Source organism: Nonomuraea sp. SBT364 (genome assembly GCF_001083785.1).
GTDB lineage: Bacteria > Actinomycetota > Actinomycetes > Streptosporangiales > Streptosporangiaceae > Nonomuraea.
In genome coordinates this window covers 29,790-56,099 of the sequence record NZ_LAVL01000024.1, presented here as the reverse complement: position 1 = coordinate 56,099, position 26,310 = coordinate 29,790, and the positions used below count along the sequence as shown (strand labels likewise).

The following is a 26,310-nucleotide window of genomic DNA, read 5'->3' as shown; positions in this document are numbered from 1 at the left end:
TTCTGCGAAATATCGTTTATCGCAGTAAACCCGAAGTGGGGGTTAAGCGTCCGCAGTCTGACGAATGTCGTGCCATTTGGCTTATGGGTGAAATAATCTGCCAGGTATTAAGCCTTAGTGTTGTCACTCGATTACTAACGGTTATCGTCGCGTCAATGTGACCAATCCGTAGCCGTTCGCCATGACGACAGGCCGGATCAGGCCGGGCATCATGCCTAACGTGAGCGAGGGAAGCGTCGCCGACGCCAAAATTGGGGTAAGGCTCGCGTCGAGACTTCCGGCACGGACGGATGACTCCGACCTAAGAGAACTGACGAGCCTCGCCGTGCAGGGAGATCGCAGTGCGATCGAATCCTTGCTCGGCGAGTTGCGTCCGATGGTGGTGCGCTATTGCCGCGCCAGGCTGGGCAGGGTTTCTGGGCAATATCACATTGCCGATGACGTGGCCCAGGAGGTGTGCATCGCGGTCCTGTCCGCGCTGCCGCGATACCGCGACATGGGACGGCCGTTCGCGTCGTTCGTCTTCGGGATCGCCTCGCACAAGGTGGCCGACGCGCTGCGGAGTTCCGTGCGCTCGGCCGTGCCGACGCAGGATCTCCCCGACGGGCCCGACGACGGGCCGGGGCCGGAGGAGACCGTCGTCCGCTACATCGAGGTCGAGCACGCCCGCAGGCTGCTCGCCCGGCTGCCGCCGAATCAGCGCGAGTTGCTGCTGTTGCGGGTGGTGTCGGGGCTGTCGGCCGAGGAGACCGGTAATGTACTCGGCATGTCACCAGGTGCCGTACGCGTCGCCCAGCACCGGGCGCTGGCCAGGTTGAGGCAGATGGCCGAGCTGGAGTCGGCTTGACCCCTGAGGAAGAGAGCGACGCGCTGCTCGACGCGCTCGCGGCCGGAGAGCTGCCCGACAGCGGCGATCCGGCCGCCCGGGTGCTCGCGGCCCTGGTCGGCGACGTGCTCGATCAGCGCCGTTCCTCGGTGTCGATGACGCCGTCGACGTAGCCTCGCGCATACTCCCAGGTGACGTAGTCGGCCGGATCCGGCTGGAAGGCCGGCTCGTGCATCTGGGGCTGGCCCAGCTCGATCATCTGGCGCAGGTTGCCGCGCAGCAGGTCCCAGTCGAAGAAGTGCTGCTCGCCGCACTCCGGGCAGTCGAGCACCAGGCCCAGCACCCCCTGCTGCTCCAGCAGGGAGCGGAAGACCTCGACGTCGGCCAGGTCGGTGATGGCCTCGTCGCGCTCGGCGGCGGTCAGCGGCTCGGCGTCACCGAGCTCGCCCATCGCAGCGGAAGGGTCGTTGGGGTCGTCCGCGAACGGGTCGCGGGGGACGTCTTCCAGCACCTTCCCACCATATGACCGATGCGGCGCGAGCGGTGGGCATTAGCTGAGCCAGCCGCGCCGTGCGGCCTCCACGCCCGCGTGGAAGCGCGACTGGGCGCCGAGCTCGGTCATCGCGTCGGCGAACCGCGCCCGTACGGTGCGCACCGACAGGCCGAGCTGACGGGCGATGGAGTCGTCGCACAGGCCCTGCGCGGCCAGCCGCAGGACCTGGGCCATGCCGCTGACGCCGTGCTGCCAGGGCAGCGGTACGGCCCGGCCCCACCACTCCTCGAACAGCGAGCGGAGCAGGCCCGTCACGATGGGGGTCCGCATCAGGTAGAAGTTGTAGGCGTGGTCGGGCAGGTTGCCGCCCCAGGTCGCGGGCAGCCCCGCCATGTCGGAGCCGGCGGTCATGAACCAGCTCGGCACCCGGTCCAGCGTGCGCACCTGGCCGCCGGTCTCGACCAGCCGGGTGAGCTGGTCGCGTACCCCGGGAAGCGGGAGGGTGGCGACGGGCAGCACCGCGCGCACCACGAGCAGCCCCCGGCGCTGGGCGTCGGTCCACGGCTCGGCGAACTTGCTGGCGAAGTCGGTCATCGTCCGCTCGTCCGGGATGGCGGTCAGCAGCGTCATCGGCGGGGACTGGACGGCCATGCCCATGACGCTCTCGTAGAGCACGTCCGCCCCGCTGGCGGACTCGACGGGGAACGGGCCGCTGCGGTGGTCGCGACCGGCGTCGTAGTCGCGGATCAGGCCGCGGATGGAGCCGAGCGCCGAGTCGATCCTGCGGCTCTCCTCGGCGAGCCGGTCCAGCCGCTCGGCCACCAGCCGGCCGAGCGCCGCCGCCGGGTGCCTGGCCAGGTACTCGCCGGACTGCTCGTCCACCACGCCGAGCCTGACCAGGTCGGCGAGCTGGCTGCTGACCTGGTCGACGGGTCCGTCGGTGGCCTCGGCGAGCTCGGTGCGGGTGGCGCGGTGCAGGCGCAGCACCGCGGTGTAGAGGGCCGTTTGGGTGGGATCGAGGCCCAGCGTTTCGAGCGGGTCTGGCATGGTTTGGTGCTCGTTGCGCATGTGTCGGGCTCCGTAGGGGGGAACGCGCGGCGTGCCGCGAGGATAACCCGGCATTCCTTACTTGTCCGCTGGTTGCACCGACTGCCCCGGCTCAGGGTGCAACTTCGTGCAATTGCACGTTTTCACATTGCGCTGTGCCGTTCCGTAACCCAGGCTTAACTCAGCGTCGGCATTCCGTTACGGGGCCCGGCGTCGCCTGCCATCAGGACGCGGAGGGGGGTTCGGTGGCGTGCGCGACGTCTGGCCCGGATGCCGGTGGCCGGGGGATGGGACGGCTCACCGACCGTTCCGTCCCCCGGCTCTTTTGCTGGATGCCGGGAGTACGACGGACCGTGGGGGTCATCGTCCTCCCGGCCTCCGTGCGGTTTGGAGTCAGGCCCTAGACTTGCTGCATCAGCGCAACGGCAGGAGGGGCCGCAGCATGTCCAAGTTCACGCAGACGGGTCTGACCTTCGACGACGTGCTGCTGGTCCCGGCCTATTCCGACCTGCAGCCAGGTGAGGCCGACACCGTCACGCGGCTGTCGCGCCGCATCACGCTGTCGATCCCGCTCGTCTCCGCGGCCATGGACACCGTGACCGAGGCCCGCATGGCCGTCGCGATGGCCAGGCAGGGCGGCATCGGCATCCTGCACCGCAACCTGTCGGTGGAGGAGCAGGCCCAGCAGGTCGACCTGGTCAAACGGTCCGAGGCCGGCATGGTGACCAACCCCGTGACCTGCAGCCCCGACGACACCCTGGCCGACGTCGAGCGGCTGTGCGCCACCTACCGGATCTCCGGGGTGCCCGTCACCGACGGCGCCGGCATCCTCGTCGGCATCGTCACCAACCGCGACATGCGCTTCGAGACCGACCAGGCGCGGCCGGTGCGCGAGGTCATGACCAAGATGCCGCTCGTCACCGCCCCGGTGGGGGTCTCGCGTGACGACGCCTACGCGCTGCTCCGCAAGAACAAGATCGAGAAGCTGCCCCTGGTCGACCCCGACGGCAGGCTGCGCGGCCTGATCACGGTCAAAGACTTCACCAAGAGCGAGCAATACCCGCTGGCCACCAAGGACGCCGACGGCCGCCTGGTGGTCGGCGCGGCCGTGGGCGTCGGCGGCGACGCCGAGGTGCGCGCCAAGGCGCTCATCGAGGCGGGCGTCGACACCATCGTGGTCGACGTCGCGCACGGCCACTCCAAGGGCCTGGCCGACATGATCGCCAAGGTCAAGGCCAACAGCAAGATCGACGTCATCGGCGGCAACATCGCCACCAGGGCCGGCGCCCAGATGCTCGTCGACGCGGGCGCCGACGCGGTCAAGGTGGGCGTCGGCCCCGGCTCGATCTGCACCACCCGGGTCGTCGCCGGGGTGGGCGCGCCGCAGGTCACCGCCATCCACGAGGCGTCACTGGCCTGCGCCCCCGCGGGCGTGCCGGTGATCGGCGACGGCGGCCTGCAATACTCCGGCGACATCGTCAAGGCCATCGCGGCCGGCGCCGACACCGTCATGCTCGGCTCCCTGCTGGCCGGCTGCGAGGAGTCGCCCGGCGAGCTGATCTTCATCAACGGCAAGCAGTTCAAGTCCTACCGGGGCATGGGCTCGCTCGGCGCGGTGCGCAACCGCGAGCGCGGCGGCACCTCCTTCAGCAAGGACCGCTACGCCCAGGCCGAGGTCGGCGGCGAGGACAAGTACATCCCGGAGGGCATCGAGGGCCAGGTCCCCTACCGCGGCCCCGTCGCGGCGGTCGCCCACCAGCTCGTCGGCGGCCTGCGTCAGGGCATGTGGTACGCCGGCTGCCGCACCATCCCCCAGATGCACACCGACTGCGAGCTCATGCCGATCACGGCAGCGGGCCTCAAGGAGAGCCATCCCCACGACATCCAGATGACCGTGGAAGCTCCGAACTATCACAGAAGGTAAAACCGCATGACTCAGCAGGTGGAGATCGGCCGGGGCAAGGCAGGCCGCCGGGCTTACTCGCTCGACGAGATCGGCCTCGTCCCGTCGCGGCGCACCCGCGACCCGGAAGAGGTCTCGATCGCCTGGCAGATCGACGCGTACCGGTTCGAACTGCCCGTCGTCGTCGCGCCCATGGACAGCGTCGTCTCACCCGCCACCGCGATCGAGATCGGCCGGCTCGGCGGGCTCGCGCCGCTCGACCTCGAAGGGCTGTGGACCCGCTACGAGGACCCGTCCCCGCTGCTGGAGGAGTGCGCCTCCCTCGACGCCGAGGCGGCCACCCGCAGACTCCAGGAGATCTACACGGCGCCGATCAAGGAAGAGCTGATCGGCCGTCGCATCGAGGAGATCCGCGCCTCCGGTGTGACCACCGCCGTCCGGCTGTCGCCGCAGCGCACCGTGCAGTACCACAAGGCGGTCATCGACGCCGGGGTCGACATGTTCGTCATCCGGGGCACCACCGTCTCGGCCGAGCACGTGTCCGGGCGGGCCGAGCCGCTCAACCTCAAGCAGTTCATCTACGAGCTCGACGTCCCGGTGATCGTGGGCGGCTGCGCCACCTACACGGCGGCGCTGCACCTGATGCGCACCGGCGCGGCCGGCGTGCTGGTCGGCTTCGGCGGCGGCGCCTCCCACACCACCCGCAACGTGCTCGGCGTCGCCGTGCCGATGGCCACCGCCATCTCCGACGTGGCCGCCGCCCGCCGCGACTACATGGACGAGTCCGGCGGCCGCTACGTGCACGTGATCGCCGACGGCGGCATGGGCACCTCCGGCGACATCGCCAAGGCCATCGCCTGCGGCGCCGACGCCGTCATGGTGGGCTCCCCGCTGGCCCGCGCCGCCGAGGCGCCCGGCCACGGCTTCCACTGGGGCTCCGAGGCGCACCACCCCGACCTGCCGCGCGGCCGCCGGGTCGAGTTCGGCACGGTGGGCACGCTGGAGCAGATTCTGCACGGCCCGTCCAGCGTCGCCGACGGCTCGATGAACCTGATGGGCGCGCTCAAGCGGACGATGGCGTCCACCGGTTACTCCGACATCAAGGAGTTCCAGCGCGTCGAGGTCGTCGTCGCGCCCATCCAGCGCTGAGCCTGAGAGTGGGAAAACCTCCACCGTGTGGGAAGAATCTTCCACAAGGTGGAGGATTCTCCACCCGGTGTGGCCGCGCCGGTCGTGCATGATCGCGAAGCTTGCACTCGGGGCGGTCCCTGCCTGGTGGGAGCAGGCGAGGGCCGCCCCGGCGCGTTCAGCCGAGCACCCTCGTCGATTCGTCCAGCCACACCCGCTGCTCCTCGGGGGTGACCGTCATGCCGAACCGGTCGTGGCCGGGCTCTCCCCAGCTCACCCAGGTGAAATAGGCGTTGACCGCCTCCGCCCAGACATCCCGGTCGCCGAACCGGTAGACTTCGAAGTCGTCCCGATCCGGCTGCCAGCTCGCGGCCGCCCACTCGTCCGGCCCGCCGATCACCCACATCCGGTAGAAGTCGTCCTCCTGGTAGACGCTGGTGCGCAGTCCGGTGAGCGCGGCGATGGCCAGATCCGCCCCGAGGGGGGCATAGGCCAACGTGCGCGGATCGACCGCGGTCCGGAACTCAAGCGCGTCCTCGGGCCGCACGGGTCCGGGGTCGGCGGGGCGCTGGGAGCGCATCATCATGTACAGCGCGCCGCCCGAGAAGCGGCCGACCGCCGTGCCGTCCGGCATGACCGTCAGGCGCAGCGCGTGTCCCGAGCCGAAGCCGGGGCAGTAGGGCGCGACGATCAGCCCGCCCGGCCGCGTCTGCTCGATCCACGTGTAAGGAACTTTCTGGATCCCGCAGGTGACGTGGACGCGATCGTACGGGGCTCGCTCCGGGCAGCCGTCCGCCCCGTCGCCGACGATCAGGTGCGGGCCGTCGCCCAGCCGTTCGGCGGCGCGCGCGGCCACTGCCGGGTCGATCTCGATGCTCGTCACGTTCGACGCGCCGACCAGATGTGACAGCAGAGCCGCAGTCCATCCGGTGCCGGTGCCGACCTCCAGCACCCGGTTGCCGGGAGCGGTGTCCAGCAGGTTCAGCAGGTGCGCGACCGTGACGGGCGCCGAGCACGACGAGGTGTAGTCGCCCTTCGCCGTCCGGATGTCGCCGCGTCCGTCGTCGAACTGCGTGACGATGGCGAACCGGGAGTGGACGGCCCGCCACCACGCGTCCGGGTCGGCCTCCCGGTCGATCACCCGGGGCGGGCCCTCGAATTCGGGGACCAGCAGGGCCACGTCGGGCACGAACCGGTGCCGCGGCACCGCCTCGATCGCCCGCAGCACGGAACTCAGCACGTCGCCCAGGTCGTCCAGGTAGGCGACGTCGGCCGTGGCGGTCACTTCTTGCCGGGGTCGGGCTCGAACGGCTTGAGTTCGGGGCTGTTCGGGTCTTCATGCTTGGCCACGGGGACCTCCTGTGTCCGGATGCTTACGAGGCGTGATCGTAAGGACGCGGAGAGGGCTCGGCAATGGATTCACCTGAGATCGCCCAAGCGGCCGGGTGGAGGACCGTGCGCCTCGGTGGAAAATCCTCACCCCGCGGGGAAAGTCAGGGTCGCACGGCGCGGACGTAATACAGCAGCGACGGCAAAGGTCCTTCCGACTCCACCCGGAAGCCCGCGTCCGGGATCAGGGTGCCCAGCAGTTCCTGCGGGGTGTGCGCCATGGCGGGGCCGGACAGCAAGCCCATGAGGCGCTTGAGCAGCGGGTTCTCCGGCGGCCTGAACTCGGCGACGAGCAGCCGGCCGCCGGGGCGCAGCACGCGGGACATCTCGCGCAACGCCGCCGGCCGGGCCTCGGACGGGATGTGGTGGACGGCCAGCGTGGAGACGACCGCGTCGAAGGAGCCGTCGGGGAAGGGCAGGTCCTGTCCCTCGGCGACGACGTACTCACAGTTGGCCGGGGCCCGGTCGCGGGCGTAGTCGATCATCGCAGGGGAGGGGTCCACGCCGGTGATCCGGCCGGTGGGGCCGGCGACGGGTGACAGGATGCGGCTGAGATAGCCGGTGCCGCATCCGACGTCGAGGATCCGGTCGCCGGGCCGGGGCTTGACCTGGGTGGCGATGCGGGTGAAGGCGGCGCGGCGGCCACCGGGGTAGCCGAGTGTGGCGACGATCTCGTAGGCGCGCGGGTGGTCGATGGTGCCGCCCGCGTCGGCGTGCTCGGCGTGGTCGTGCAGGAGCCTGCCCAATCCCATGGCGACCTTTCTCGTGACGGAACAACAGGTTCGGTATTGAATGGTGCGATCACCGGGCGGACGAGTCAACGAACAGATCGCCGGGCCCGCCCATGTCGTCCTGCTGCCCGATCCGAAGGACTTCTCTCCGGGGCGGACGGAGGTCAGGGGCGGAACAGGCGCCAGAACGACAGGGCCAGCTCGGCGGCCGGGGTGGTGCGCGGGCCGGTCACCCAGTGGGCGATCACGCCGACCAGCGCGCCCGACAGGTAGGCGGCGTGCACGTCGGGCGGCACGTCGTCGAAGCCGGGCGGACGCGCGCCCCCCGCGAAGCGGGCCGACAGCTCGCCGGTGAGGCGTTCGCGGAGCCGGGCGGTGCAGCGGGGGCTGCCGAGCAGCCAGGCGTAGCGGGCGGCGCCTGCGGAGACGTGCGCGAACAGGGCGGTGAGCGGCTCGGGGGCGCGGTCGCGGGGCGCGTCGAGGGGGCAGAGCGCGGCGGCGCGGGCGACCTCGGCGACCGCGTCCTCCAGCGCGTCGGCGGCCAGCGTGTCGACGTCGGGGTAGTGCAGGTAGACGGTGGCCCGGTTGACCTCGGCGCGCTTGGCGACCTCGGAGATCGTGATCGAGCCCAGTTCGCGCTCGGCCGCCAGGTCGAGGAGGGCGGCGTGCAGCCTGGCCCGGGTGCGCTGGGCGCGCGGGTCGTCGGGGTTCATGCCACGACTATACGACATATGTTGCTTAATTGACACTTGTCGCATAGTCTCGGCGTCATGCGAATCGAGATCTGGGCCGACGTGGTCTGCGGCTGGGCCTACATCGGCAAGCGGCGTGTGGAGAGGGCCGTCGAAGGGCTGGACGCCGAGGTGGTCTGGCGGCCGTTCCGGATCGACCCGACGGCGCCCGCCCGGGCGATCCCGCACGAGGAGGCCATGGCCGACCCCATGGTGGACGAGGCGCTGGCGCGGTGCGCCCCCGGCCTCACCCCGGGGGAGAACCGGGTGCGGATGTCGCTGATCGCCGCCGAGGAAGGCTTCGGCTGGCGCTGGGGCGCGGCGTGGCGGGCCAGCAGCCACGACGCGCACCGGCTGATCGCGCTCGCCGAGCAGCACGGTGCCGACCAGGACGCCGTGGCCGAGCTGGTGATGAAGGCGCACTTCATCGACGGCCTCGACATCAGCGACCGCCCGGTCCTGCACCGGATCGCCGCCGAGGCGGGCTTCCCCGAGGGGGCCGCGCTGCTCGACGACGGGGCCGGGGAGGAGCGCGTACGCGACCTTCTGCTGAGGGGCAAGGCCATGGGCGTCAAGACCTCGCCCACGCTGGTGATCGGCGGCCGGGCGCTGGCCGGGGCGCAGTCGCCGGAGGTGATCAGGGAGTTCGCGCTGGGCGGCGGCGGCCCGGAGCGGCGGCTGCCCGAGGAGGTCGAGCGCTTCCGCCACGCCGAGTCGCTGCTGGACCAGCGTGACCCGCTGGGCGCGCTGGTGATGCTGGGGCCGCTGTTCGGCGAGCACGGCGGCGACCGCAACGTGCTCATGCTGGCGGGGCGGGCCTACTACGCCTCGGCGCAGCTCGGGCGGGCCCGCGCCACGCTGGAGCGTCTGGTGGAGCTGTCGCCCGACGACGCGTACGCGCACCAGTTGCTGGGGCGGACACTCCAGCGGCAGGGGCGTCACGACGAGGCCGCGCCCCACCTGAGCCTGGCGGGCGCCATGGTGCCCGACTACGCCTGACCACCTAGCATGCGTAGATGGCCGATCTTCAGGGGACGCACGCGGTCGAGGTGCGGGGCGACGTCGTCAGCAAGCGCTACAAGGAGGAGAAGCCGGGCGCGGCCGAGCGCGAGTGGCGGGCGCTGACGCTGCTCGCCCGCTACGCGCCGGGGCTCGCCCCCCGGCCGATCTCCAACGAGGGCGGCGTGATCATGTCCCGCATCGACGGGGTGCCGCTGCGCGGCCTGGCCGACGCCCCCGCGCTGGCCGCCGCGCTGGCCCGGGCGGTCGCGGAGCTGCACGCCGCCGTCCCGCCGCAGGTGCTCGCCGAGGTCCCGGTCCGCAACTGGGGCCCGGCGGCGCTGGCCGAACAGGTCAGTCAGTGGTGTGCGCGATGGCCGGGCAGGGACCCGCTGGCCGACCGCGCGGTCAGGGAGGGCGGCCGGTGGCTGGAGCGGTGGCGGCCACGCGAGGGCGACCTGCCGCCGGTGCTCGGCGCCGGTGACGGCAACCTGGCCAACTTCCTGTGGGACGGCGAGCGGGTGCGGATCGTCGACTTCGAGGACTCCGGCCGCAGCGACCGGGCCTACGAGCTGTCGGAGCTGTCCCAGCACGTCTCGATGTGGGTGGACGGCGAGATCGACGTGCTGAGCCACGTCGAGCTGACCGCCGCCGAGCGGGCCAGGCTGCGCGAATGCACCAGGCTGCACGCGCTCACCTGGCTGTTCCTGCTGTCGGGGGAGGGCCCGCGCAACCCGCCCGGCACCTTCGGCCGCCAGGTCGAGCGGGTCCTCGCCGTGCTGGAGGCGCCGGCCTGAGAGCTCAGCCCGTGAGCACGCCGAGCAGGTGACTCACCTCGCGGGACACCGCGTCGCGGCCGGCCTTGACGTACTTGCGCGGGTCGACGACCTTGCCGTCGTGTTCCAGGTAGTCGCGGATCGCGCCGGTGAACGCCTTGTTCAGGTGGGTGGCGATGTTGACCTTCTTCATGCCCTGCCGCACGGCCTCGCGGAGGGTCTCGTCGGGCACGCCCGAGGAGCCGTGCAGCACCAGCGGCACGGACAGGGCGGCCCGCAGTTCGGCGATGAGGCCCAGGTCGAGCACGGCGTCCTTGGTGGTCATCGCGTGGGAGGTGCCGACGGCCACGGCGAGCGCGTCGACGCCGGTCCTGGTCACGTAGTCGGCCGCCTCGTGCGGCTTGGTGCGGGCGCCGGGGGCGTGCACGCCGTCCTTGCCGCCGACCTCGCCCAGCTCGGCCTCCACCCAGACGCCGCGCTCGTGGCACCAGGCGGTCACCTCGGCGGTGGTGGTCACGTTGGCCTCGTCGGGCAGCGCGGACGCGTCGTACATCACCGAGCCGATCCCGAGGGTGACGGCCTCCTCGACGAGGGCGCGGTCGGTGGCGTGGTCGAGGTGCACCGCGACCGGGACCTCCGCGCGGCGGGCGACCGCGAGCGAGGCGAGCGCGATGGGCTCCAGCGCGCCGTGGTAGCGGACGCAGTTCTCGCTGATCTGGAGCACCACCGGCAGGCCGAGGGCCTCCGCGCCCGCGACGATGGCGGTGGCGTGCTCCAGCTGGATGACGTTGAACGCGCCCACCCCGGCGGGTGACTCGCGGACGATGTCGCCGATTCCGGCGAGCGGCATGACGGGCTCCTTCTACAGGATCTCGATGAGGGGGTGGACGTCGGTGTAGACGTCGCGGTCGAAGTCGCCGGCGAGTGGCGCGGCCACGGCCGCGGCGCCCAGCGCCGCCGCCCGCCTGAGCCGGTCGTGCCACGGTGACCGCTCCACCAGGCCCAGCGCGAGCCCGGCCACCAGCGCGTCGCCGGCCCCGGTGGGGTTGCCGTCGACCTTGTACGGCATGCGCGCCCGCAGGACTCCTTCGGCGGTGACCGCCAGCAGGCCGTCGGCGCCCATGGAGACGACGACGGCCTCGGCGCCCCGGTCGCGCAGCGCCTCGGCGCCCTGCTCGGGGGTGCCGTGCGGGACGGCCCTGGCCAGTTCCTCGGCGTTGGGCTTGACGACCGCGGGCCGGCCGAGGGGCGCGTGCCTGAGCGGCTCCCCGTCGGCGTCGACGATCGCCGGCACGTCCCGGGCCGCGGCGACGGCGGCCAGCGTGGCGTACATGTCCGCGGGAACGCCCCGCGGCAGGCTCCCCGAGATGACCACCGCCCGCGCGCCGTCGAGCAGCGACTCATAATGAGCCAGGAAATTTCCTACCTCGTCCTCGGTGACCGGCGGGCCCGGCTCGTTGAACAGGGTGGCGCCGGAAGGCTGCGACACCACCAGCGTGGTGCGGGACTCGCCGGCGATCGGCGCCAGCGCGGCGGGCAGCCCGGCCGCGCGCAGGTCGGCCTCGATCGCGCGGCCGGTCGGGCCGCCGGCCAGGCCGGTGACCAGCACGTCCTGACCGAGCGCGGACAGGACGCGGGCCACGTTGACGCCCTTGCCGCCCGCCCGCCGGTGCACGGCGGTCACCCGGTTGACGCCGTCCCACTGGACGGCGGGCACCTGGTAGGTCACGTCGAGGGCGGCGTTGAGCGTCACGGTGAGGATCATCAGGGCTCCGTGATCCAGTCGCCGCGCTTCATCACCCCGGCCACCTCCAGCTCATCCGTCAGCACCACCAGGTCGGCCGACTTGCCGACGGCGATCGAGCCGACGCGGTCGGCCAGGCCGAGCACCCGCGCCGGGGTCAGCGAGGCGATCTGCGCCGCGTCGGGCAGCGACAGCCCCATCTCCCGCACGGCCCGCCGGAAGGCCACGTCCATGGTCAGCGTGGAGCCCGCGATCGAGCCGCCCTCGACCAGCCGGGCGACGCCGTCGACGACGCGCACGGCCATCGACCCGAGCGGGTATTCGCCGTCGCTCAGCCCGGTGGCCATCATCGCGTCGGTGATCAGCGCCGTGCGTCCCGGCCCGGCCACCTCGCAGGCCAGCCTGAGCATCGCCGTATGCACGTGGACGCCGTCGTTGACCAGCTCGACCGTGACCCGCTCGTCCTCCAGCAGGGCCGCGATCGGGCCCGGGTCGCGGTGGCCGAGCTGCGGCATCGCGTTGTAGAGATGGGTGGCGACGGTGACGCCGGCCTCGATGGTCTCGCGGGCCAGGTCGTAGTCGGCGCTGGTGTGGCCCAGCGCGGCGATCACGCCCTCGGAGACGGCCAGCCTGATCGTGTCGAGTGCGCCGGGCAGCTCGCCGGCGATCGTCAGCATGCGTACGTGCCCGCGCCCGGCCTTGACCAGCCCGGCGAACTCCTGCGGCGACGGCTCGCGCAGCAGCGCGGGGTTGTGCGCGCCGCAGCGCGCCTTGGCGATGTACGGGCCTTCGAAGTGGATGCCGGCCAGCAGGCCGTCGTCGCACAGCTCGGCCAGCGACGCGGCGGCCCGGGTCAGCCGGTCGAGTGAGTCGGTGACCAGGCTGGCCACCAGGGTCGTGGTGCCGTGACGCTCGTGCAGCGCCACGGCGTCACGCGCCTTGTCCTGCTCGCCGGACGGGAACGACCCGCCCGCGCCGCCGTGGTTGTGCATGTCGACGAAGCCGGGCACCACGTGCCGCCCGCCCAGGCTGTGACCCGGGCGGGGGGCGCTGCCGTGGCCCACGTGCGTGATGCGGCCGTCTTCGATGGTCAGCCACCCCTCGTGCACTCCCTCGGGGGTCACGATGCGGGCGTCGGCGAGAGTAAGGCTCATGAAGAAAGGATCACAGATCGCGTGAGGTGCATGGGCTCGTCGGGGTTCAGTCCTCGGGCGAACGCGCGGGCGACCGCGACCCGCTGGGCCCGGATCAGCTCGGCCATCGGGTCCAGCCCGCTCTCCACGAACGTGCCGCCGGTGGCCTCGACCTGTTCGAGCAGGCCCTCGGGGGCGGTGCCGAGCATCCAGGTGACGCGGCCGGGCCCGGCGATGCTGATCGGGCCGTGACGGTATTCCATCGCCGGGTACGCCTCGGTCCACGAGCGGGACGCCTCGCGCATCTTCAGCGCGGCCTCCTGCGCCAGGCCGACCGACCAGCCGGAGCCCAGGAAGCTGAACTGCTCGGCGGCGACCAGCTCGTCCGGCAGCGGCTCGGCGACGGCCGGCTCGGCGTCGGCGATGGCCTGGCCGAGGTCCTCGCCGAGGCTGGCGCGGAGCAGGGCGAGCTGGGTGGTGGCGAAGCGGGTCTGCACGACGGACCGCTCGTCGGCGTAGTCGAGCACGACGAGCTCGTCAGCGGCGGTCCTGATCGGCGTGTTCGGGTCGGCGGTGATGGCCGTGGACGGGGTGCCGGTCCGGCCGAGCAGGTCGAGCACCTCGGTGGTGGTGCCGGAGCGGGTGAGCGCGAGCACGCGGTCGTAGCTCCGGCCGGCGGGGGCCTCGGAGGCGGCGAACGCGTCGGTCTCGCCCTGCCCGGCGCGCTCGCGCAGGGTCGCGTAGGCCATGGCGATGAACCACGAGGTGCCGCAGCCGACGACGGCGACCCGCTCGCCCGGCCGGGGCAGCGCGCCTGCCGGGACGTCGGCGACGGCACGGCGCCAGCACTCGGGCTGGGACGCGATCTCGGCCTCGGTGTGGGTGGGCAACGCTACCTCCGAATGTTCGTTTCTGCGTTGTTTATAGCAGAATAGAGCACTAATGGACACTGGTGGCTCGGACCTCGTCGCTGTGCCACGCTTGCCCCCTGACGGATCCGGCGAAGGGAGGCTGATCGTGTCCCGTTACGATCGGTGGAACGCGATTCTTGAGCTGCTCAGCCAGGAAGGCCGCCTGACCGTCGAGGAGGCGGCCCAGCAGCTCGACGTCTCCACCGCGACGATCCGCCGCGACTTCGACCAGCTCGCCCAGCAGCAGATGCTCATGCGCACGCGCGGCGGGGCGGTCGCCCAGAGCGTCAGCTACGACCTGCCGCTGCGCTACAAGACGGCCAGGCACGCCGACGAGAAGCAGCGCATCGCGGCCGCCGCCGCCGAACTGGTGCAGCCGGGCGCGGTGGTCGGCATGAACGGCGGCACCACGACCTCCGAGCTGGCCCGCACCCTGGCCACGCAGGCCGCGCTGGAGTCCGGCTTCACGATCGTCACCAACGCGCTCAACATCGCCGCCGAGCTGACCGTGCGCCGGCACGTCAAGATCGTGGTCACGGGCGGGGTGGCCAGGCAGCAGTCCTATGAGCTGATCGGCCCGCTCGCCTCCGGGGTGCTCGACCAGGTGACGATGGACGTGGCATTCCTCGGCGTCGACGGCCTGGACGTGGCGCTGGGCGCCTCGGCGCATCACGAGGGGGAGGCCGCGGTCAACCACCAGCTCATCAGCCGGGCCGCGCAGGTCGTGGTGGTGGCGGATTCCTCGAAAATCGGTAAGAGGGCATTTTCCCGTATTTGCCCCATCGGGCAGATCGACACGCTCGTCACCGACGCCCAGCTGCCCGACGCCGTCACCACCACGCTCACCGAAGCCGGCGTGAAAGTGATCCGCGCCTGAGCACTCCCGCCCTGCGAAGGTGATCGGTGTGTGAGGTGCTCCCGCCCTGCGAAGGTGATCCGTGTGTTAAGGGGTAAGTATGGGATCAATGCAAGCCCATACCCAGGGGGAGTCATGGCGGCCGGAAGGGGTGTGGCCCGGCTCGGGCCCGCCGAGCGGAGCGCGGCGCTGGAGACGATGGCCGGGCGCGAGCTGGACGTGGTCGTGGTCGGCGGCGGCGTGGTCGGTGCGGGCATCGCGCTCGACGCCGCCACACGCGGGCTGGAGGTGGGGCTGGTCGAGGCCCGCGACTTCGCCTCCGGCACCTCCTCACGTTCGTCCAAGCTGATCCACGGCGGTCTGCGCTATCTCGAACAGCTCAACTTCGAGCTGGTCAGGGAGGCGCTGCAGGAGCGCGCGCTGCTGCTCCAGCGGATCGCCCCGCACCTGGTGCGGCCGGTGCCGTTCCTGTTCCCGATGACCCATCTGGGCTGGGAGCGCCCGTACGTGGGCGCGGGGGTGGCGCTCTACGACACGCTGGGGTTCGCCTCCGGGCTGACCAGGGGCGTGCCGGGGCACCGGCACCTGTCCAGGAGCCGGGCGCTGCGGCTGGCACCGGCGCTCAAGCGCACCGCGTTCACCGGCGCCGTGCAGTACTGGGACGCGCAGGTCGACGACGCCCGTTACGTGATGACCATGCTCCGCACCGCCGCCACCTACGGCGCCCAGGTGGCGCCGCGGGCCCAGGCCGTCGGCTTCCTGCGCGAGGGCGAGCGGGTCACCGGGGTGCGGGTGCGCGACCTGGAGAGCGGCGACGAGCTCGACGTGCGGGCGCAGCAGGTGGTCAACGCCACCGGCGTGTGGACCGACGACATCCAGGAGCTGGTGGGCGGGCGCGGGCAGATTCACGTGCGCGCGTCCAAGGGCATCCATCTGGTGGTGCCGCGTGACCGCATCCACTCCCTGACGGGGCTCATCCTGCGTACGGAGAAGTCCGTGCTCTTCGTGATCCCGTGGGGCCGGCACTGGATCATCGGCACCACCGACACCGAGTGGACCCTGGACAAGGCGCACCCGGCGGCCTCCCGGGCCGACATCGACTACCTGCTCGACCACGTCAACGAGGTCTTGTCCGTACCGCTGACCAGGGACGACGTGGAGGGCGTCTACGCGGGGCTGCGGCCGCTGCTGTCCGGCGAGTCGGACGAGACGTCCAAGCTGTCGCGCGAGCACGTGGTGGCGCACCCGGTGCCGGGGCTGGTGATGATCGCCGGAGGCAAGTACACGACCTACCGCGTCATGGCCAAGGACGCCGTCGACGCCGTGGCGCACGGGCTCGACCAGCGGGTGCCGCGCTCGTGCACGGACCGGATCCCGCTGGCCGGGGCCGAGGGCTACCAGGCGCTGTGGAACGCCAGGCATCGGCTGGCGCACCAGTCCGGGCTGCACGTGGCCAGGATCGAGCACCTGCTGCAGCGCTACGGCTCGCTCATCGACGAGGTGCTGGAGCTGATCGACGACGACCCGTCGCTGGCCCGGCCGCTGGCGGGGGCCGACGACTACCTGCGCGCCGAGGTGGTGTACGCCGCCACCCACGAGGGCGCCCGGCATCTCAACGACGTGCTGACACGCCGTACGCACATCTCGATCGAGACCTTCCACCGCGGCCAGGCCGTCGCGCAGGAGGCCGCCGAGCTGCTCGCCGGGCCGCTGGGCTGGGACGGCGAGCAGGTCAAGCGGGAGGTCGAGTACTTCACCAAGCGGGTCGAGGCCGAGCGGCTGTCGCAGGAGCAGGACACCGACCACGCGGCCGACGCCATCAGGCTGGGCGCGCCCGAGATCGTGCCGGTGGCCGCGCCCGAGCGGTCATGACTCCAGCGGGATCCAGGCCTGCTCGGCCAGCGTGGCGGCGTCGTTGACCTGGACTCCCGTGTAGGAGAACGTCCAGACGGCGTCACCGATGATCATCGAGCGCTGGATGCCCGGCTGGTAGGACTCGCCGCGCGGCGCCGGGTGCTCGATCAAGCCGACCTTGGCGATCTCGGCATCGGTGATCCGCAGAACCATCGCGCCCGTCCGCTGGCTGCGCTCGGTGTAGCTGTTGAGCGGGATGACCGCGGTGCCGGTCTTGGGCCAGTAGAGGAACGCGTGCGGGTCCCACTCGGCCTCGGAGCCGGAGTTCTCCTGGAAGAACTGCGACAGCCTGCCGGGCTTCGCCGGGTCGCTGACGTCGAAGAGGGAGACCTGGGTGCCCCGGGTGCGGCCCTCCTCGCTGGCCTCCTGGCCGATGCCGATCAGCCGCCCGTCGCCCGCCGGGTGCAGGTACGCCGAGTAGCCGGTGATCTTCAGTTCGCCGGTGACCCTGGGGGCGGCCGGGTCGCGCAGGTCCAGCGTGTAGAGCGGGTCCACCTGGCGGAAGGTGACGACGTAGCCGACCGGGCCGATGAACCTGACCGAGTAGATGCGCTCGCCCTCGCCCAGCCCGCCGACCTTGCCGACCTCGGCCAAGGTGGCGGCGTCGAGCACGTGCACGCTGCTGGAGCTGGTCTTGGCGTCGACGGAGTTGAGCGTGGTGGCCACGCGCAGGTGGCCCTCGTGCTCGGAGAGCGAATACTGGTTGAGCAGCCGGCCGGGCACCTTGCCCGAGGCCACGTACGCGGGGGCGCCGGAGCCGCCGATGTCGAACCGGTGCACCTCCGTCTCCTCCGGCGGGAGCTTCGGCTCCCGGGGCGTCGGCTCCTTGGCCGGCGGCACCGGGGTGTCGCTGATGGCGATCCCGACGGGCATCCACCAGCGCGGGTTGCTGGCCACGTACAGGCTCTGGCCGGTGCCGTACACGATGTCGCCGTCGGCGGCCAGGCTGATCGGGTCGGTGCCCTCGGCGGTGAGCCCCCGTGCGAGGTCGAGCGTGTGCACGGTCAGCAGCGAGGTGCCGGTGTAGTCGGCGGGGTGGCTGACCCGCTCGCAGGGGACCTGCTTCTTGGTCGTGGCGCCCGAGGCGTCGGTGATCTCGATCTCGGGCAGCCAGGCGTCGGCGGGGGCCTGACGGATCGCCTGCTGGTTGACCCTGGTCCGTTCGGCCTCCGGGGTGGTGTCCTTGGGCTGTGGGAAGGTGATGCGGGGCTGGTTGCGGGTGATCAGCCGGACGGTCGAGCCGACCATGCGGGCGTCGACGTGGGAGCCCTCCGGCGTGACCGAGCCGAGGACCTTCGGCTGTCCGGACACGTCCACGAGCACGTAGCGGGTGTCGCCGACGGGGGCGAAGCCGCGGTCCATGACCGGGCTGCCGCCCTGGAACATCACCAGCGCCCGGTCACCGGAGACGAGCAGGCTGCTGGGCGCGTAGCCGCGTTCGCCGTCGGCGGTCAGGTCGACCGAGCCGGTGACCTTCTTGGTGGCGGTGTCGATGACGCGCAGGGTGCCGCCGTTGACGGTGAAGACACGGTTTCCGTCGGTCTTGACCAGGTCCGGCTCGTCCACACCGGCTTCGTGCACGTTCGTGGTGGAGTGGTCGGGGGTCTGGGCGACCTTGCTCTCCCGGGCGGTCGCCGCCTGGTCGTCCGCCTTGAACAGCGCGTAGCCCCCGCCGAAGCCCCACGGGCCGACGTTGGCGGCCGCCTTCTCGCGCAGGCCGGCGAGCAGGTCGTCGCAGTCGCTGTAGGCGACCAGGCGGACGGCGCCCAGCTGCGTCTTCTGGACGGCGGGCGGGTCGGCCGGGGCGGGGGTCGTGCAGGCGGCCAGGGCCGTCGCGAGGGCCGCGACGGCGACGGCCGGGCGGATCGGCGTCTTCATGTCCTACTTCACGGATCGCGCGCCCGGCCGGTTCACGGGTCAACGCGGATTGAAGGTGTAGATCGGGCTGAAGTCCACGTCGTCGGTGATGTCGAGCAGTTTGCGCACCAGCTTGCCGCGGAAGTCGACCACCTGGACCGTGTCCTTGGTCTCGTTGTCCTGCTCCCAGCAGTAGAGGTGGGTCTCGTCGTACCAGCCGAGCACCTTGTCGCAGTCGGAGGTGAAGGTGCGCAGGCGCTTGCCGGTCCGGGAGTCCCAGACGCAGTGGTCGCCGTCGCCGCCGTTGGGACAGTTGGTGACGAACGCCGCGCCCGACGGGGAGAACATCGCCGACGTGCCCGACGCCGGCGCACCGATGCCGGGCGCGTCGCGGACCTTCTCACCGGCGGCGTCGTAGAAGCGCAGGCCCTTGTTCTTGCCGCCGTAGACGTTGACCGCGCCCTGCTCCTCGGCGTCCCAGCCGAAGCCGGTCTCCTGTACCTGCTTGTCACGCACCAGCGAGATCTTGGGAACGCGGTATTTAACGTCGATGACGGCGAATCCGATGTAGTACCACTCGTCGTCCTTCTCCTCCTCGATGTTGAGCAGGAGCTTGGTGCCGTCCTGCGACCACGACCGGATCGTGCTCTCCAGCGGCGCCTTCACCGTCGTGACCGTGTTCTTCTCGCCCGTCCGCTGGTCGATGATGTCGATGAAGTCGTAGTCGTCGGAGTCGAACTCCTTGCCGCGGGCGGCCAGGAAACGGCCGTCGGGCGAGACCATCGACTCCTTGTTGCGCGGATACTTGGTGAACTTCCCGCGCAGCGACTTCCTGGCGTAGTCCGTCCACTCCTTGCCCGACTCGTTGTAGACCTCGTACGAGGTGAGCGTGATCGCGTCGGACGGGTGCTCGTAGAGTGTCGCCGAGGCGCCGGGGAGCGCCCTGGCCGTGCCCTTGGGCGGGACCTCGGTGGTGGTGGGCGTCGGCCTCGCGGTCGGTGTGGAGCTGGACCGGGTGGGCGATGGCGAGTGCGACTGCGTCGCGACGGCCGGGGTCTTGTCGAGCCGGATGATCGTCACCACCCCGGCCAGCAGCAGCAACGCGCAGCCCACCGTCACGCCCATGATCAGCGACGTCCTGGGCGAGCGCTTGGGCGGCCGCGCCGGCACGTAGGGCTGCTGCGGATACCCGCTGGGAGCGGTCGGCGGCTGATACTGGGCCGGCGAGGCCCACGGCGGAGCCGGTACAGCGGCAGGCGCAGAGGAAGGCGCAGCGGCAGGTACAGCGGCCGCCGAGCCCTGCGCGAGGATGCCGGAGCCCGGCGCCATCGGCCGCTGCAGCAGCCGCATGATCACCTGCTCGGCGCTGGGCCGCTGCGCCGGGTCCTTGCTCAGGCAGGCCATCACGACCTCGCGCAGCGACCCGTCGAGCTCGATGACGTCGGGCGGCTGGTTGAGCACCCGGTTGATCACCGCCGGCATGGTGTCGCTGCCGAACGGGGCCCGCCCGGAGGCCGCGTAGACCATCGTGCCGGCCCACGAGAACATGTCGGCCGCCGGCCCCACCTGGTGCCCCAGGATCTGCTCGGGCGGCATGTACGCCGGCGTGCCGACCGGCATGCTGCTGATCGTGGAGGTCGCGTCGAGCGCCCGCGCGATGCCGAAGTCGATCACCCGAGGCCCGTCGGCGCCGAGGATGACGTTGGCCGGCTTGAAGTCGCGGTGCACGATCCCGGCCTGGTGGATCGCGGCCAGCGCGGTGGCGGTGCCGATGGCCAGCCGGTGCAGCGTCGACCCGGCGCGCGGCCCCTCCTGCTGGACGATCCGCTGCAGCGACGGGCCCTCGATGAACTCGCTGACGATGTAGGGCCGGTCGTGCTCGACACCGGTGCCCAGCACGGCCGCCGTGCAGAACGGCGCGACCTGCTGCGCCACCTGGACCTCGCGCAGGAACCGCCCGACGCTCACCTCGTCGCCGGCCGACTCGGGGCGCAGCCACTTGACCGCGACCTGGGTGCCGGAAGGCTCTCTGGCCAGGAAGACCTCGCCCTGCCCACCTTCGCCCAGACGGCCTAGCAGCTCCAGCCCGCCGAGCCTGCGCGGGTCTCCCGGTCTGAGCGGCGCGATGTCTGGCATGACCAAATTCTGTCCCACGTAAGGAACGGGCAAAAACTACCCGTCGGTAGGGTCCCGGAATATCCTTCTGCCATGCACCTGACGACCAGCGGCGGCACCCAGCGGATCACTGCCCCCTTCACCGGTGAGCCACTCGCCGAGCTGTCCCTGTCCGGCGCCGACGACGTGCGGGAGGCGTACCGGCGTGCCAGGGAGGCGCAGGCCGAGTGGGCCGCGCGGCCGGTCGCGGAGCGGGCGCGGCCGTTCCTGCTGCTGCACGACGCCCTGCTGGACCGGCGCGACGAGATCCTCGACCTGCTCCAGGACGAGACCGGCAAGGCCCGCAAGCACGCCTTCGAGGAGGTGCTCGACGTCGCCGGCTGCACGCTCTACTACGCGCGCCGCGCCGCCGGGCTGCTCGCGCCGAGCCGCCGCAAGGGCATCTTCCCCATCGCCACCCGGGTCACCGAGCTGCGCCGGCCCAAGGGCGTGGTCGCCCTGATCACCCCGTGGAACTATCCGCTCGCCCTCGGCGTCACCGACGCGGTGCCCGCGCTGCTGGCCGGCAACGCGCTGGTGCACAAGCCCGACACACAGACCGCGCTGTCCACCCGGTGGGCCGTGGACCTGCTGGTGGAGCTGGGCATGCCGCGCGAGATCTGGCAGATCGTGCTCGGCGAGCCCGCCGACGTCGGCGACGCGCTGTTCGACGGCGCCGACTACGTCGCCTTCACCGGCTCCACGCGCGGCGGCAGGAAGGTCGCCGAGGAGGCGGCCAAGCGGCTCATCGGCTGCTCGCTGGAGCTCGGCGGCAAGAACCCGATGGTGGTGCTCGACGACGCCGACCTGGACCAGGCCGTGCTCGGCGCGGTGCGGGCGTCCTTCGCCAACGCGGGGCAGTTCTGCATGTCGATCGAGCGGATCTACGTGCCCGCGTCCATGTTCGAGGCGTTCGCCTCCCGGTTCGCCAGGCAGGTCGGCAACCTCAAGGTGGGGCCGGGGCGCGACTGGTCGGTCCAGATGGGATCGCTCACCTTCCGGCGGCAGCTCGACGCGGTCACCGCGCACGTGGACGACGCCGTGGCGCGCGGCGCGACCGTGCTGGCCGGCGGCCGGGCCAGGCCCGACCTCGGGCCGCTGTTCTACGAGCCCACCGTGCTCACCGGCGTCACCGAGGACATGGAGCTGTGCCGCAACGAGACGTTCGGCCCGGTGGTCGCGCTCTACCCGTACGGCACCGACGACGAGGCGGCCGAGCTGGCCAACGACACCATCTACGGGCTGAACGCCGCCGTCTGGACCACCGACCCGGCGCGCGGCCGCGCGTTCGCCGCCCGGCTCGACGCGGGCACGGTCAACATCAACGAGGGGTACGGTTCCGCGTACGCCTCCTACGACGCGCCGATGGGCGGGATGAAGGCGTCCGGCCTGGGGCGCAGGCACGGGGCCGAGGGGCTGCTGCGCTACACCGAGGCGCAGACCGTGGCCTCGCAGGCGAGCTGGCTGGGGTTCGAGCCGCCGTTCGACCTGACGTACGAGAAGTGGGCCGACGTGCTGGCGACGACGCTCAAGACGATGAAGCGGCTGCGGCTGAAGTGAGTTTGACTGCGGACGCCGGGCTTTGTTAACCCTGGAAGGGTCTTTTGACTCTTCTTGGGGGTTTCATGGTGTTCAAAAGAACGATGACCGCTTCGCTCGCGGGGGCGGCCGTCCTGGCGCTGCACCTGGCCACGCCCACGGCGGCCGGCGCGGCGGCGTACGGTTGCAGCGGCACGCTGGTCGGGAGCTGGAAGGTGCCGATGAAGGACGCGCTCGACGGCTCCACCTACTACCGCAGTGACGTCAAGCTCTACTACAACGCCCGCACCGGGTGGAACTGTGCCGCCCTGGTCAAGCGCAAGGGCGCCCGCTACGGCGAGAAGACGCCCATGTGGCTGGAGATGTACAACTCTCGCTGGGCCGAGGACAACTGGAAGAACAACTACGACGAGGACCAGGGCCGTTTCAAGTATTACGCGGGCCCCGTCAAGGTCTACGGCAAGGACATCTGCGTGAGCATCCGCGCCCGGCACGGCGACCACACCGGTCCGGGCGACGACTACAACGGCAGGCTCGACCTGACCGGCGTCGCCTGCCGCTAGCTCACAGGGCCTCGATCTCGTCCAGGAGCGAGGTCAGCGTGCGGTCGTCCGTCGCCGGGGACATCACGGTGATCCTCAGGTGGCGTACGCCGCCCAGCTCGGTGGAGCTGAGGTGGAAGGAGCCGTCGCGCATGAGCCGTTCCCGGATGGCCGCCTGGTCGCCGTCGCCGTGACGGAAGCAGACGATGTTGCTCTCCGGCTCGTACGGCACCGTGAAGCCGGGCCGGTCGCGGGCCAGTTCCCAGAACCGGCGCGCCGTGTCGTACCGCCCGGCCACGTACTCGCCGAGGCCGCGCTCGCCGCGCCAGGCGAGGTTCAGGAAGATCTTCAGCCCGAGCTCCGCCTTGGTGCACTCGACCGTGCGGTTGATGAGGTCGAAGCCCTGGTCGCCGTAGAAGAGGTAGCTGGCCTCCTGCTTGAAGGCGGCGTCCAGGTCGGCCTCGCGCCGCACCAGCACGGCGGCGGCCAGTGACGAGGTGCGCAGCATCTTGTGCGCGTCCCAGATGACCGAGTCGGCCAGCTCGACGCCGTCGAGCAGGTGCGCGTGCCGGTCCGACAGCAGGGCCGAGGCGCCGTGCGCGGCGTCCACGTGGAACCAGACGCCGCGTTCGCTGCACCACGCGCCGATGGCCCGCAGGTCGTCGTGGAGCCCGGTGCCGGTGGCACAGGCGGACGCGACCAGCGCCATCACCCTTTTCCCTGAAATGTCGGGCAGTCTGGCGGGATCGATCCGGCCGAGTCCGTCCGTCTCCAGCGGGATCAGCGACCGCTGCCCGAGCCCGAGGATGGAGACCGCCCGCGCGATCGAGTAGTGCGCCGCCGGCGGGGCCAGGATCACCAGGTCGCCCGGCACGCCGTCGTCCCAGGCGTCCGGCACCGCCCGCGCCCGGGCCGCCAGCAGGGCGGTCAGGTTCGCCAGCGAACCGCCGTGCGTCAGCACCCCGCCGCCCGCCGCGAAGCCCACCTTGCCCAGCATCCACCGCAAGACCTCGAACTCGACCGTGGCAGCCGCCGCCCCCATCTCGTAGACGGCCATCGGGTTGTTCGTGGCGCCGTGCACGAAATCGGCGAGCGCGGCCGGGAAGTCCGGCGAGGCGGTCTGGTGGGCGAGAAAGCCGGGATGGTGCAGCCTGGTGCCCTCCTCCAGGAACGTCCGCAGGAAGTCGCGGTAGGTGCCCGGCGTCAGGCCGCCCTTCGCGATCAGGTCCCGCAGGCCGAGCCGCTCGGCCAGCTCCCGCGGCGGCGTGCGGCGCAGCACGGGGGCCTCACCTCGCTGGCTGCCGGCCACGTACGCGGCCAGCTCGCCGACGGTGATCCCGGCGGCTTCGGTGAACTCCTCAATGTTCCACATATCTCGGGATATTGATGACTTCGTCGGCGAAAGGCTAGCCTGGCCGAATCGAAGGGCGATAAACATGTATAACGCCGAACTGGATGCGATCGACCTCGCGATCCTCGCCGAGTTGCAGAAGGACGCGCGGCTGCCCAACAAGGACCTCGCCGGGCGGCTCGGCGTGGCGCCTTCCACCGCGCTCGAACGGGTCCGGTCACTGCGCCGCCGGGGGATCATCACCGGGTTCCGCGCCTCCGTCGACCCCGCCCGGCTGGGCCGCCCTCTTCAGGCGCTGTTCGCGCTGCGGGTGCGGCCGCACACCAGTCAGCTCGTGGACCCGCTGCGCTCGTTCGTGCTGGGCCTGCCGGAGACGATCACGCTCTTCCACGTGGCCGGCGCGGAGGACTTCCTGGTGCACGTCGCCGTGGCCGACGCCGACCACCTGCACCGGCTCTGCCTGGAGAAGTTCCTGATCCGGCCGGAGATCGTGCACCTGCACACGACGCTGATCTTCAAGACCGAGCACCAGCCCATCCAGCGGCCGTCCGAAATGTAACACTTATCCCCATGACCCTCCGGATCACGACGCTTGCCGAGCGCCCCGAGTTCGCCGCGACCCTGTGGAACATGGAGAGCTCCTGGCAGGAGTTCATGCTGAACGACCCCATCGCGGACTTCTACTACGGGATCTGCGCCCGCACCTACGCGGACTACGTGCTGGTGGCCGACAGCGAGGACGAGCCGGGCCGGCTGGCGGCGAGGGCCTGCATGGTGCCGTTCGCCGCCGACGGGCTGCCCGACGACGGCTGGGACGGCGCGATCCGGCGCGCCTGGCTGGGCCGCGAGGGCGGCACCACGCCCGACAGGATCTCGGCCCTGGAGATCACCGTCCGGCGCGACCTGCTGGGCACCGGCCTCTCCCCGCTCATGGTCGCCGCCATGCGCGAACATGCCGCCAAGCAGGGCTTCGACGAGCTCGTCGCCCCGGTGCGGCCCAACCAGAAGCACCTCGAACCGCACACCCCCATGGCCGAGTACGCCTTCCGCACCCGCCCCGACGGCCTCCCGCACGACGCCTGGCTACGCGTCCACGTACGCGCGGGCGGGAAGATCGTCAAGGTGGCGCCGCGCTCGATGGTCGTCTCGGGCACGCTCGCCGAGTGGCGCGGCTGGACCGGCGAGCCGTTCGACCGCACGGGCACGATCGAGGTCCCCGGCGCGCTCAGCCCGGTCCACTGCGTGGTGGAGCAGGACTACGCCGTCTACGTCGAGCCCAACGTCTGGGTCAGCCACCCGTTGAGCTGAATCCCGTACGGTCCCGCAGCCGTTCCTGGAACCCGTGGACGTCCAGGCCCTTGGCGGCGGCCCATCCGTCGTCATGGAAGGTCGCCAGATGCCGATCCTGGGCGTCGCCGAGCACCGACACCACCGTCCCGCTCTCGCCCCGGCCGCGCATCCGCTCCACCAGCTCAAGGGCCGCCCAGAGCGCGGTCCCCGACGAGCCGCCGACCGGCAGCCCGGTCACCTCCCGGATGAGCCGCGCCGCGGCCACGCTCGCCGCGTCGGGCACCGGGATGACCAGGTCGACGAGGTCGGGCCGGAACCCGGGCTCGATCCGAGGCCGCCCGATCCCCTCGATCCGCGACGGCATCCCGGTGGCGTAGTCGGGCACGTCCAGCGTCCAGCCGGGGAAATAGGCGGAGTTCTCCGGATCCGCCACGGCCACCCCGGGCCCCTCCTCGGCGTGGTCACGACGCCAGCGGCCCAGGGTCGCCGACGTGGCGCCGGTCCCGGCTCCCACCACCACCCAGTCGGGACGTACCTGGGCGAACAGCTCGGTGGCGAGGTCGTGCTCGACGGCCCGCCCGAACTGGTCGAGGAAGTGCCCCGGCACCTCCCGCGCCGCGTCGTAGATCGCCAGCGGCGGCGTCACGAACCGGCACTCACCGCCGAGCTCCTCCACCGCGCGCGCCCGCTCCGCCGACCGCTTCCCAGGCATGATCGCCACGTACGGCAGGGCGAGCCGCCGGGCGAACCACGCCTGAGCCACGGCGGCGTTGCCCCCCGTGGCCTCGACCACGGTCGTCCCGCTGGAGATCACCCCGTCGAGCACCGCCTGCCGGAACAGCGCCCTGGCATGCCGGTGCCGCAGGCTCCCGGTCGGATGCGCGGACTCGTCCTTGAGCAGCAGCCGGATCCCCGGCGCCCCGACGGGGAACTCGATCAGCGGTGTGGGCGGCCCCGCCTGCAACAGGTCGAGCGCCCGGACATCCCAGCTCACGT

The 26,310-nt window shown here is 71.5% G+C and carries 25 protein-coding genes; 12 read left to right on the top strand and 13 right to left on the bottom strand.

The window, feature by feature from the left end; genetic code table 11:
• The first annotated feature begins 211 nt into the window (after positions 1-211).
• Positions 212-847: a sigma-70 family RNA polymerase sigma factor gene (locus ADY59_RS14500; RefSeq protein WP_156325505.1), complete on the top strand. Its 636-nt coding sequence runs from the start codon at positions 212-214 to the stop codon at positions 845-847.
• A complete protein-coding gene (locus tag ADY59_RS49970; protein WP_156325503.1) occupies positions 844-999 on the top strand; it encodes a hypothetical protein in 156 nt (51 codons plus the stop codon). Before ADY59_RS14500 ends, ADY59_RS49970 begins: the two co-directional genes overlap by 4 nt.
• Here ADY59_RS49970 and ADY59_RS14495 read toward each other — a convergent pair.
• Positions 960-1,337 (bottom strand): DUF5319 domain-containing protein, encoded by a 378-nt coding sequence (locus tag ADY59_RS14495; protein WP_049562393.1) that lies wholly within the window; start codon positions 1,335-1,337, stop codon positions 960-962. The two genes, ADY59_RS49970 and ADY59_RS14495, sit on opposite strands and share 40 nt — an antisense overlap.
• A 39-nt stretch (positions 1,338-1,376) precedes the next feature.
• On the bottom strand, positions 1,377-2,366 hold the full coding sequence (locus ADY59_RS14490; RefSeq protein ID WP_231618715.1) for a helix-turn-helix transcriptional regulator: 990 nt from the start codon (positions 2,364-2,366) through the stop codon (positions 1,377-1,379).
• Between the two features lie 442 nt (positions 2,367-2,808).
• On the opposite strand from ADY59_RS14490, the gene guaB reads away from it, so the two are divergent.
• Together guaB and ADY59_RS14480 are read left to right on the top strand one after the other, a co-directional pair.
• Positions 2,809-4,290 carry an IMP dehydrogenase gene (gene guaB / locus ADY59_RS14485; protein ID WP_049562390.1) on the top strand — a complete coding sequence of 494 codons (1,482 nt, stop codon included), beginning with the start codon at positions 2,809-2,811 and terminating at the stop codon, positions 4,288-4,290.
• A gap of 6 nt (positions 4,291-4,296) precedes the next feature.
• Complete coding sequence (locus ADY59_RS14480) at positions 4,297-5,418, top strand: GuaB3 family IMP dehydrogenase-related protein (protein ID WP_231618714.1); 1,122 nt, start codon at positions 4,297-4,299, stop codon at positions 5,416-5,418.
• A 157-nt stretch (positions 5,419-5,575) separates the two neighbouring features.
• Here ADY59_RS14480 and ADY59_RS14475 read toward each other — a convergent pair whose 3' ends face one another.
• From ADY59_RS14475 to ADY59_RS14465, 3 genes are all read right to left on the bottom strand, one after another.
• Entirely contained in the window at positions 5,576-6,682 is a 1,107-nt protein-coding gene (locus ADY59_RS14475) for a methyltransferase domain-containing protein (protein ID WP_063780659.1), read from the bottom strand.
• 208 nt (positions 6,683-6,890) lie between these two features.
• Positions 6,891-7,538, bottom strand: coding sequence for a class I SAM-dependent methyltransferase (locus ADY59_RS14470; RefSeq protein ID WP_049562388.1), 648 nt, complete (start codon positions 7,536-7,538; stop codon positions 6,891-6,893).
• A 143-nt stretch (positions 7,539-7,681) separates the two neighbouring features.
• Entirely contained in the window at positions 7,682-8,230 is a 549-nt protein-coding gene (locus ADY59_RS14465) for a TetR/AcrR family transcriptional regulator (RefSeq protein ID WP_049562387.1), read from the bottom strand.
• A 57-nt stretch (positions 8,231-8,287) separates the two neighbouring features.
• Between ADY59_RS14465 and ADY59_RS14460 the strand changes: the two genes are divergently transcribed.
• Both ADY59_RS14460 and ADY59_RS14455 read left to right on the top strand, forming a co-directional pair.
• Positions 8,288-9,247, top strand: coding sequence for a DsbA family oxidoreductase (locus tag ADY59_RS14460; RefSeq protein WP_049562385.1), 960 nt, complete (start codon positions 8,288-8,290; stop codon positions 9,245-9,247).
• A gap of 17 nt (positions 9,248-9,264) precedes the next feature.
• A complete protein-coding gene (locus ADY59_RS14455; RefSeq protein WP_049562383.1) occupies positions 9,265-10,044 on the top strand; it encodes a phosphotransferase in 780 nt (259 codons plus the stop codon).
• Between the two features lie 4 nt (positions 10,045-10,048).
• Here ADY59_RS14455 and ADY59_RS14450 read toward each other — a convergent pair whose 3' ends face one another.
• Genes ADY59_RS14450 through ADY59_RS14435 form a run of 4 tightly spaced genes read right to left on the bottom strand, consistent with a single transcriptional unit; the run spans position 10,049 to position 13,790 of the window.
• The gene (locus ADY59_RS14450) at positions 10,049-10,873 is read right to left on the bottom strand and encodes a class II fructose-bisphosphate aldolase (protein WP_049562381.1); all 825 of its coding nucleotides are present in this window, start codon (positions 10,871-10,873) and stop codon (positions 10,049-10,051) included.
• Positions 10,874-10,885: 12 nt separating this feature from the next.
• A complete protein-coding gene (locus ADY59_RS14445; RefSeq protein WP_049562380.1) occupies positions 10,886-11,788 on the bottom strand; it encodes a 1-phosphofructokinase family hexose kinase in 903 nt (300 codons plus the stop codon).
• Entirely contained in the window at positions 11,788-12,921 is a 1,134-nt protein-coding gene (gene nagA, locus ADY59_RS14440; RefSeq protein WP_049562378.1) for an N-acetylglucosamine-6-phosphate deacetylase, read from the bottom strand. The genes ADY59_RS14445 and nagA overlap by 1 nt, the downstream gene beginning before the upstream one ends.
• Entirely contained in the window at positions 12,918-13,790 is an 873-nt protein-coding gene (locus ADY59_RS14435; RefSeq protein WP_049562376.1) for an SIS domain-containing protein, read from the bottom strand. The genes nagA and ADY59_RS14435 overlap by 4 nt, the downstream gene beginning before the upstream one ends.
• A gap of 127 nt (positions 13,791-13,917) precedes the next feature.
• Here ADY59_RS14435 and ADY59_RS14430 point away from each other — a divergent pair, with 127 nt between their 5' ends.
• Complete coding sequence (locus tag ADY59_RS14430) at positions 13,918-14,688, top strand: DeoR/GlpR family DNA-binding transcription regulator (RefSeq protein WP_049562374.1); 771 nt, start codon at positions 13,918-13,920, stop codon at positions 14,686-14,688.
• 114 nt (positions 14,689-14,802) lie between these two features.
• Positions 14,803-16,539: a glycerol-3-phosphate dehydrogenase/oxidase gene (locus ADY59_RS14425; RefSeq protein WP_049562373.1), complete on the top strand. Its 1,737-nt coding sequence runs from the start codon at positions 14,803-14,805 to the stop codon at positions 16,537-16,539.
• Here the strand turns inward: ADY59_RS14425 and ADY59_RS14420 are convergent.
• On the bottom strand, positions 16,534-18,459 hold the full coding sequence (locus ADY59_RS14420) for a beta-propeller domain-containing protein (protein ID WP_049562371.1): 1,926 nt from the start codon (positions 18,457-18,459) through the stop codon (positions 16,534-16,536). The two genes, ADY59_RS14425 and ADY59_RS14420, sit on opposite strands and share 6 nt — an antisense overlap.
• A 39-nt stretch (positions 18,460-18,498) precedes the next feature.
• Positions 18,499-20,574, bottom strand: a complete 2,076-nt coding sequence (locus ADY59_RS47525; RefSeq protein WP_053174757.1) for a WD40 repeat domain-containing serine/threonine protein kinase — start codon at positions 20,572-20,574, stop codon at positions 18,499-18,501.
• A gap of 72 nt (positions 20,575-20,646) precedes the next feature.
• On the opposite strand from ADY59_RS47525, the gene ADY59_RS14410 reads away from it, so the two are divergent.
• The gene (locus tag ADY59_RS14410; protein WP_049562370.1) at positions 20,647-22,152 is read left to right on the top strand and encodes a succinic semialdehyde dehydrogenase; all 1,506 of its coding nucleotides are present in this window, start codon (positions 20,647-20,649) and stop codon (positions 22,150-22,152) included.
• Between the two features lie 83 nt (positions 22,153-22,235).
• Entirely contained in the window at positions 22,236-22,694 is a 459-nt protein-coding gene (locus tag ADY59_RS14405; RefSeq protein ID WP_156325502.1) for a hypothetical protein, read from the top strand.
• Between the two features lies 1 nt (position 22,695).
• On the opposite strand, the gene ADY59_RS14400 is transcribed toward ADY59_RS14405, so the two are convergent.
• Complete coding sequence (locus ADY59_RS14400) at positions 22,696-24,045, bottom strand: pyridoxal phosphate-dependent decarboxylase family protein (protein WP_049562366.1); 1,350 nt, start codon at positions 24,043-24,045, stop codon at positions 22,696-22,698.
• A 64-nt stretch (positions 24,046-24,109) separates the two neighbouring features.
• On the opposite strand from ADY59_RS14400, the gene ADY59_RS14395 reads away from it, so the two are divergent.
• Positions 24,110-24,583 carry an Lrp/AsnC family transcriptional regulator gene (locus tag ADY59_RS14395; protein WP_049562365.1) on the top strand — a complete coding sequence of 158 codons (474 nt, stop codon included), beginning with the start codon at positions 24,110-24,112 and terminating at the stop codon, positions 24,581-24,583.
• A gap of 11 nt (positions 24,584-24,594) precedes the next feature.
• Positions 24,595-25,332 (top strand): hypothetical protein, encoded by a 738-nt coding sequence (locus tag ADY59_RS14390; protein ID WP_049562364.1) that lies wholly within the window; start codon positions 24,595-24,597, stop codon positions 25,330-25,332.
• On the opposite strand, the gene ADY59_RS14385 is transcribed toward ADY59_RS14390, so the two are convergent.
• Positions 25,313-26,308: a PLP-dependent cysteine synthase family protein gene (locus ADY59_RS14385; protein WP_049562363.1), complete on the bottom strand. Its 996-nt coding sequence runs from the start codon at positions 26,306-26,308 to the stop codon at positions 25,313-25,315. The two genes, ADY59_RS14390 and ADY59_RS14385, sit on opposite strands and share 20 nt — an antisense overlap.
• Positions 26,309-26,310 lie beyond the last annotated feature (2 nt).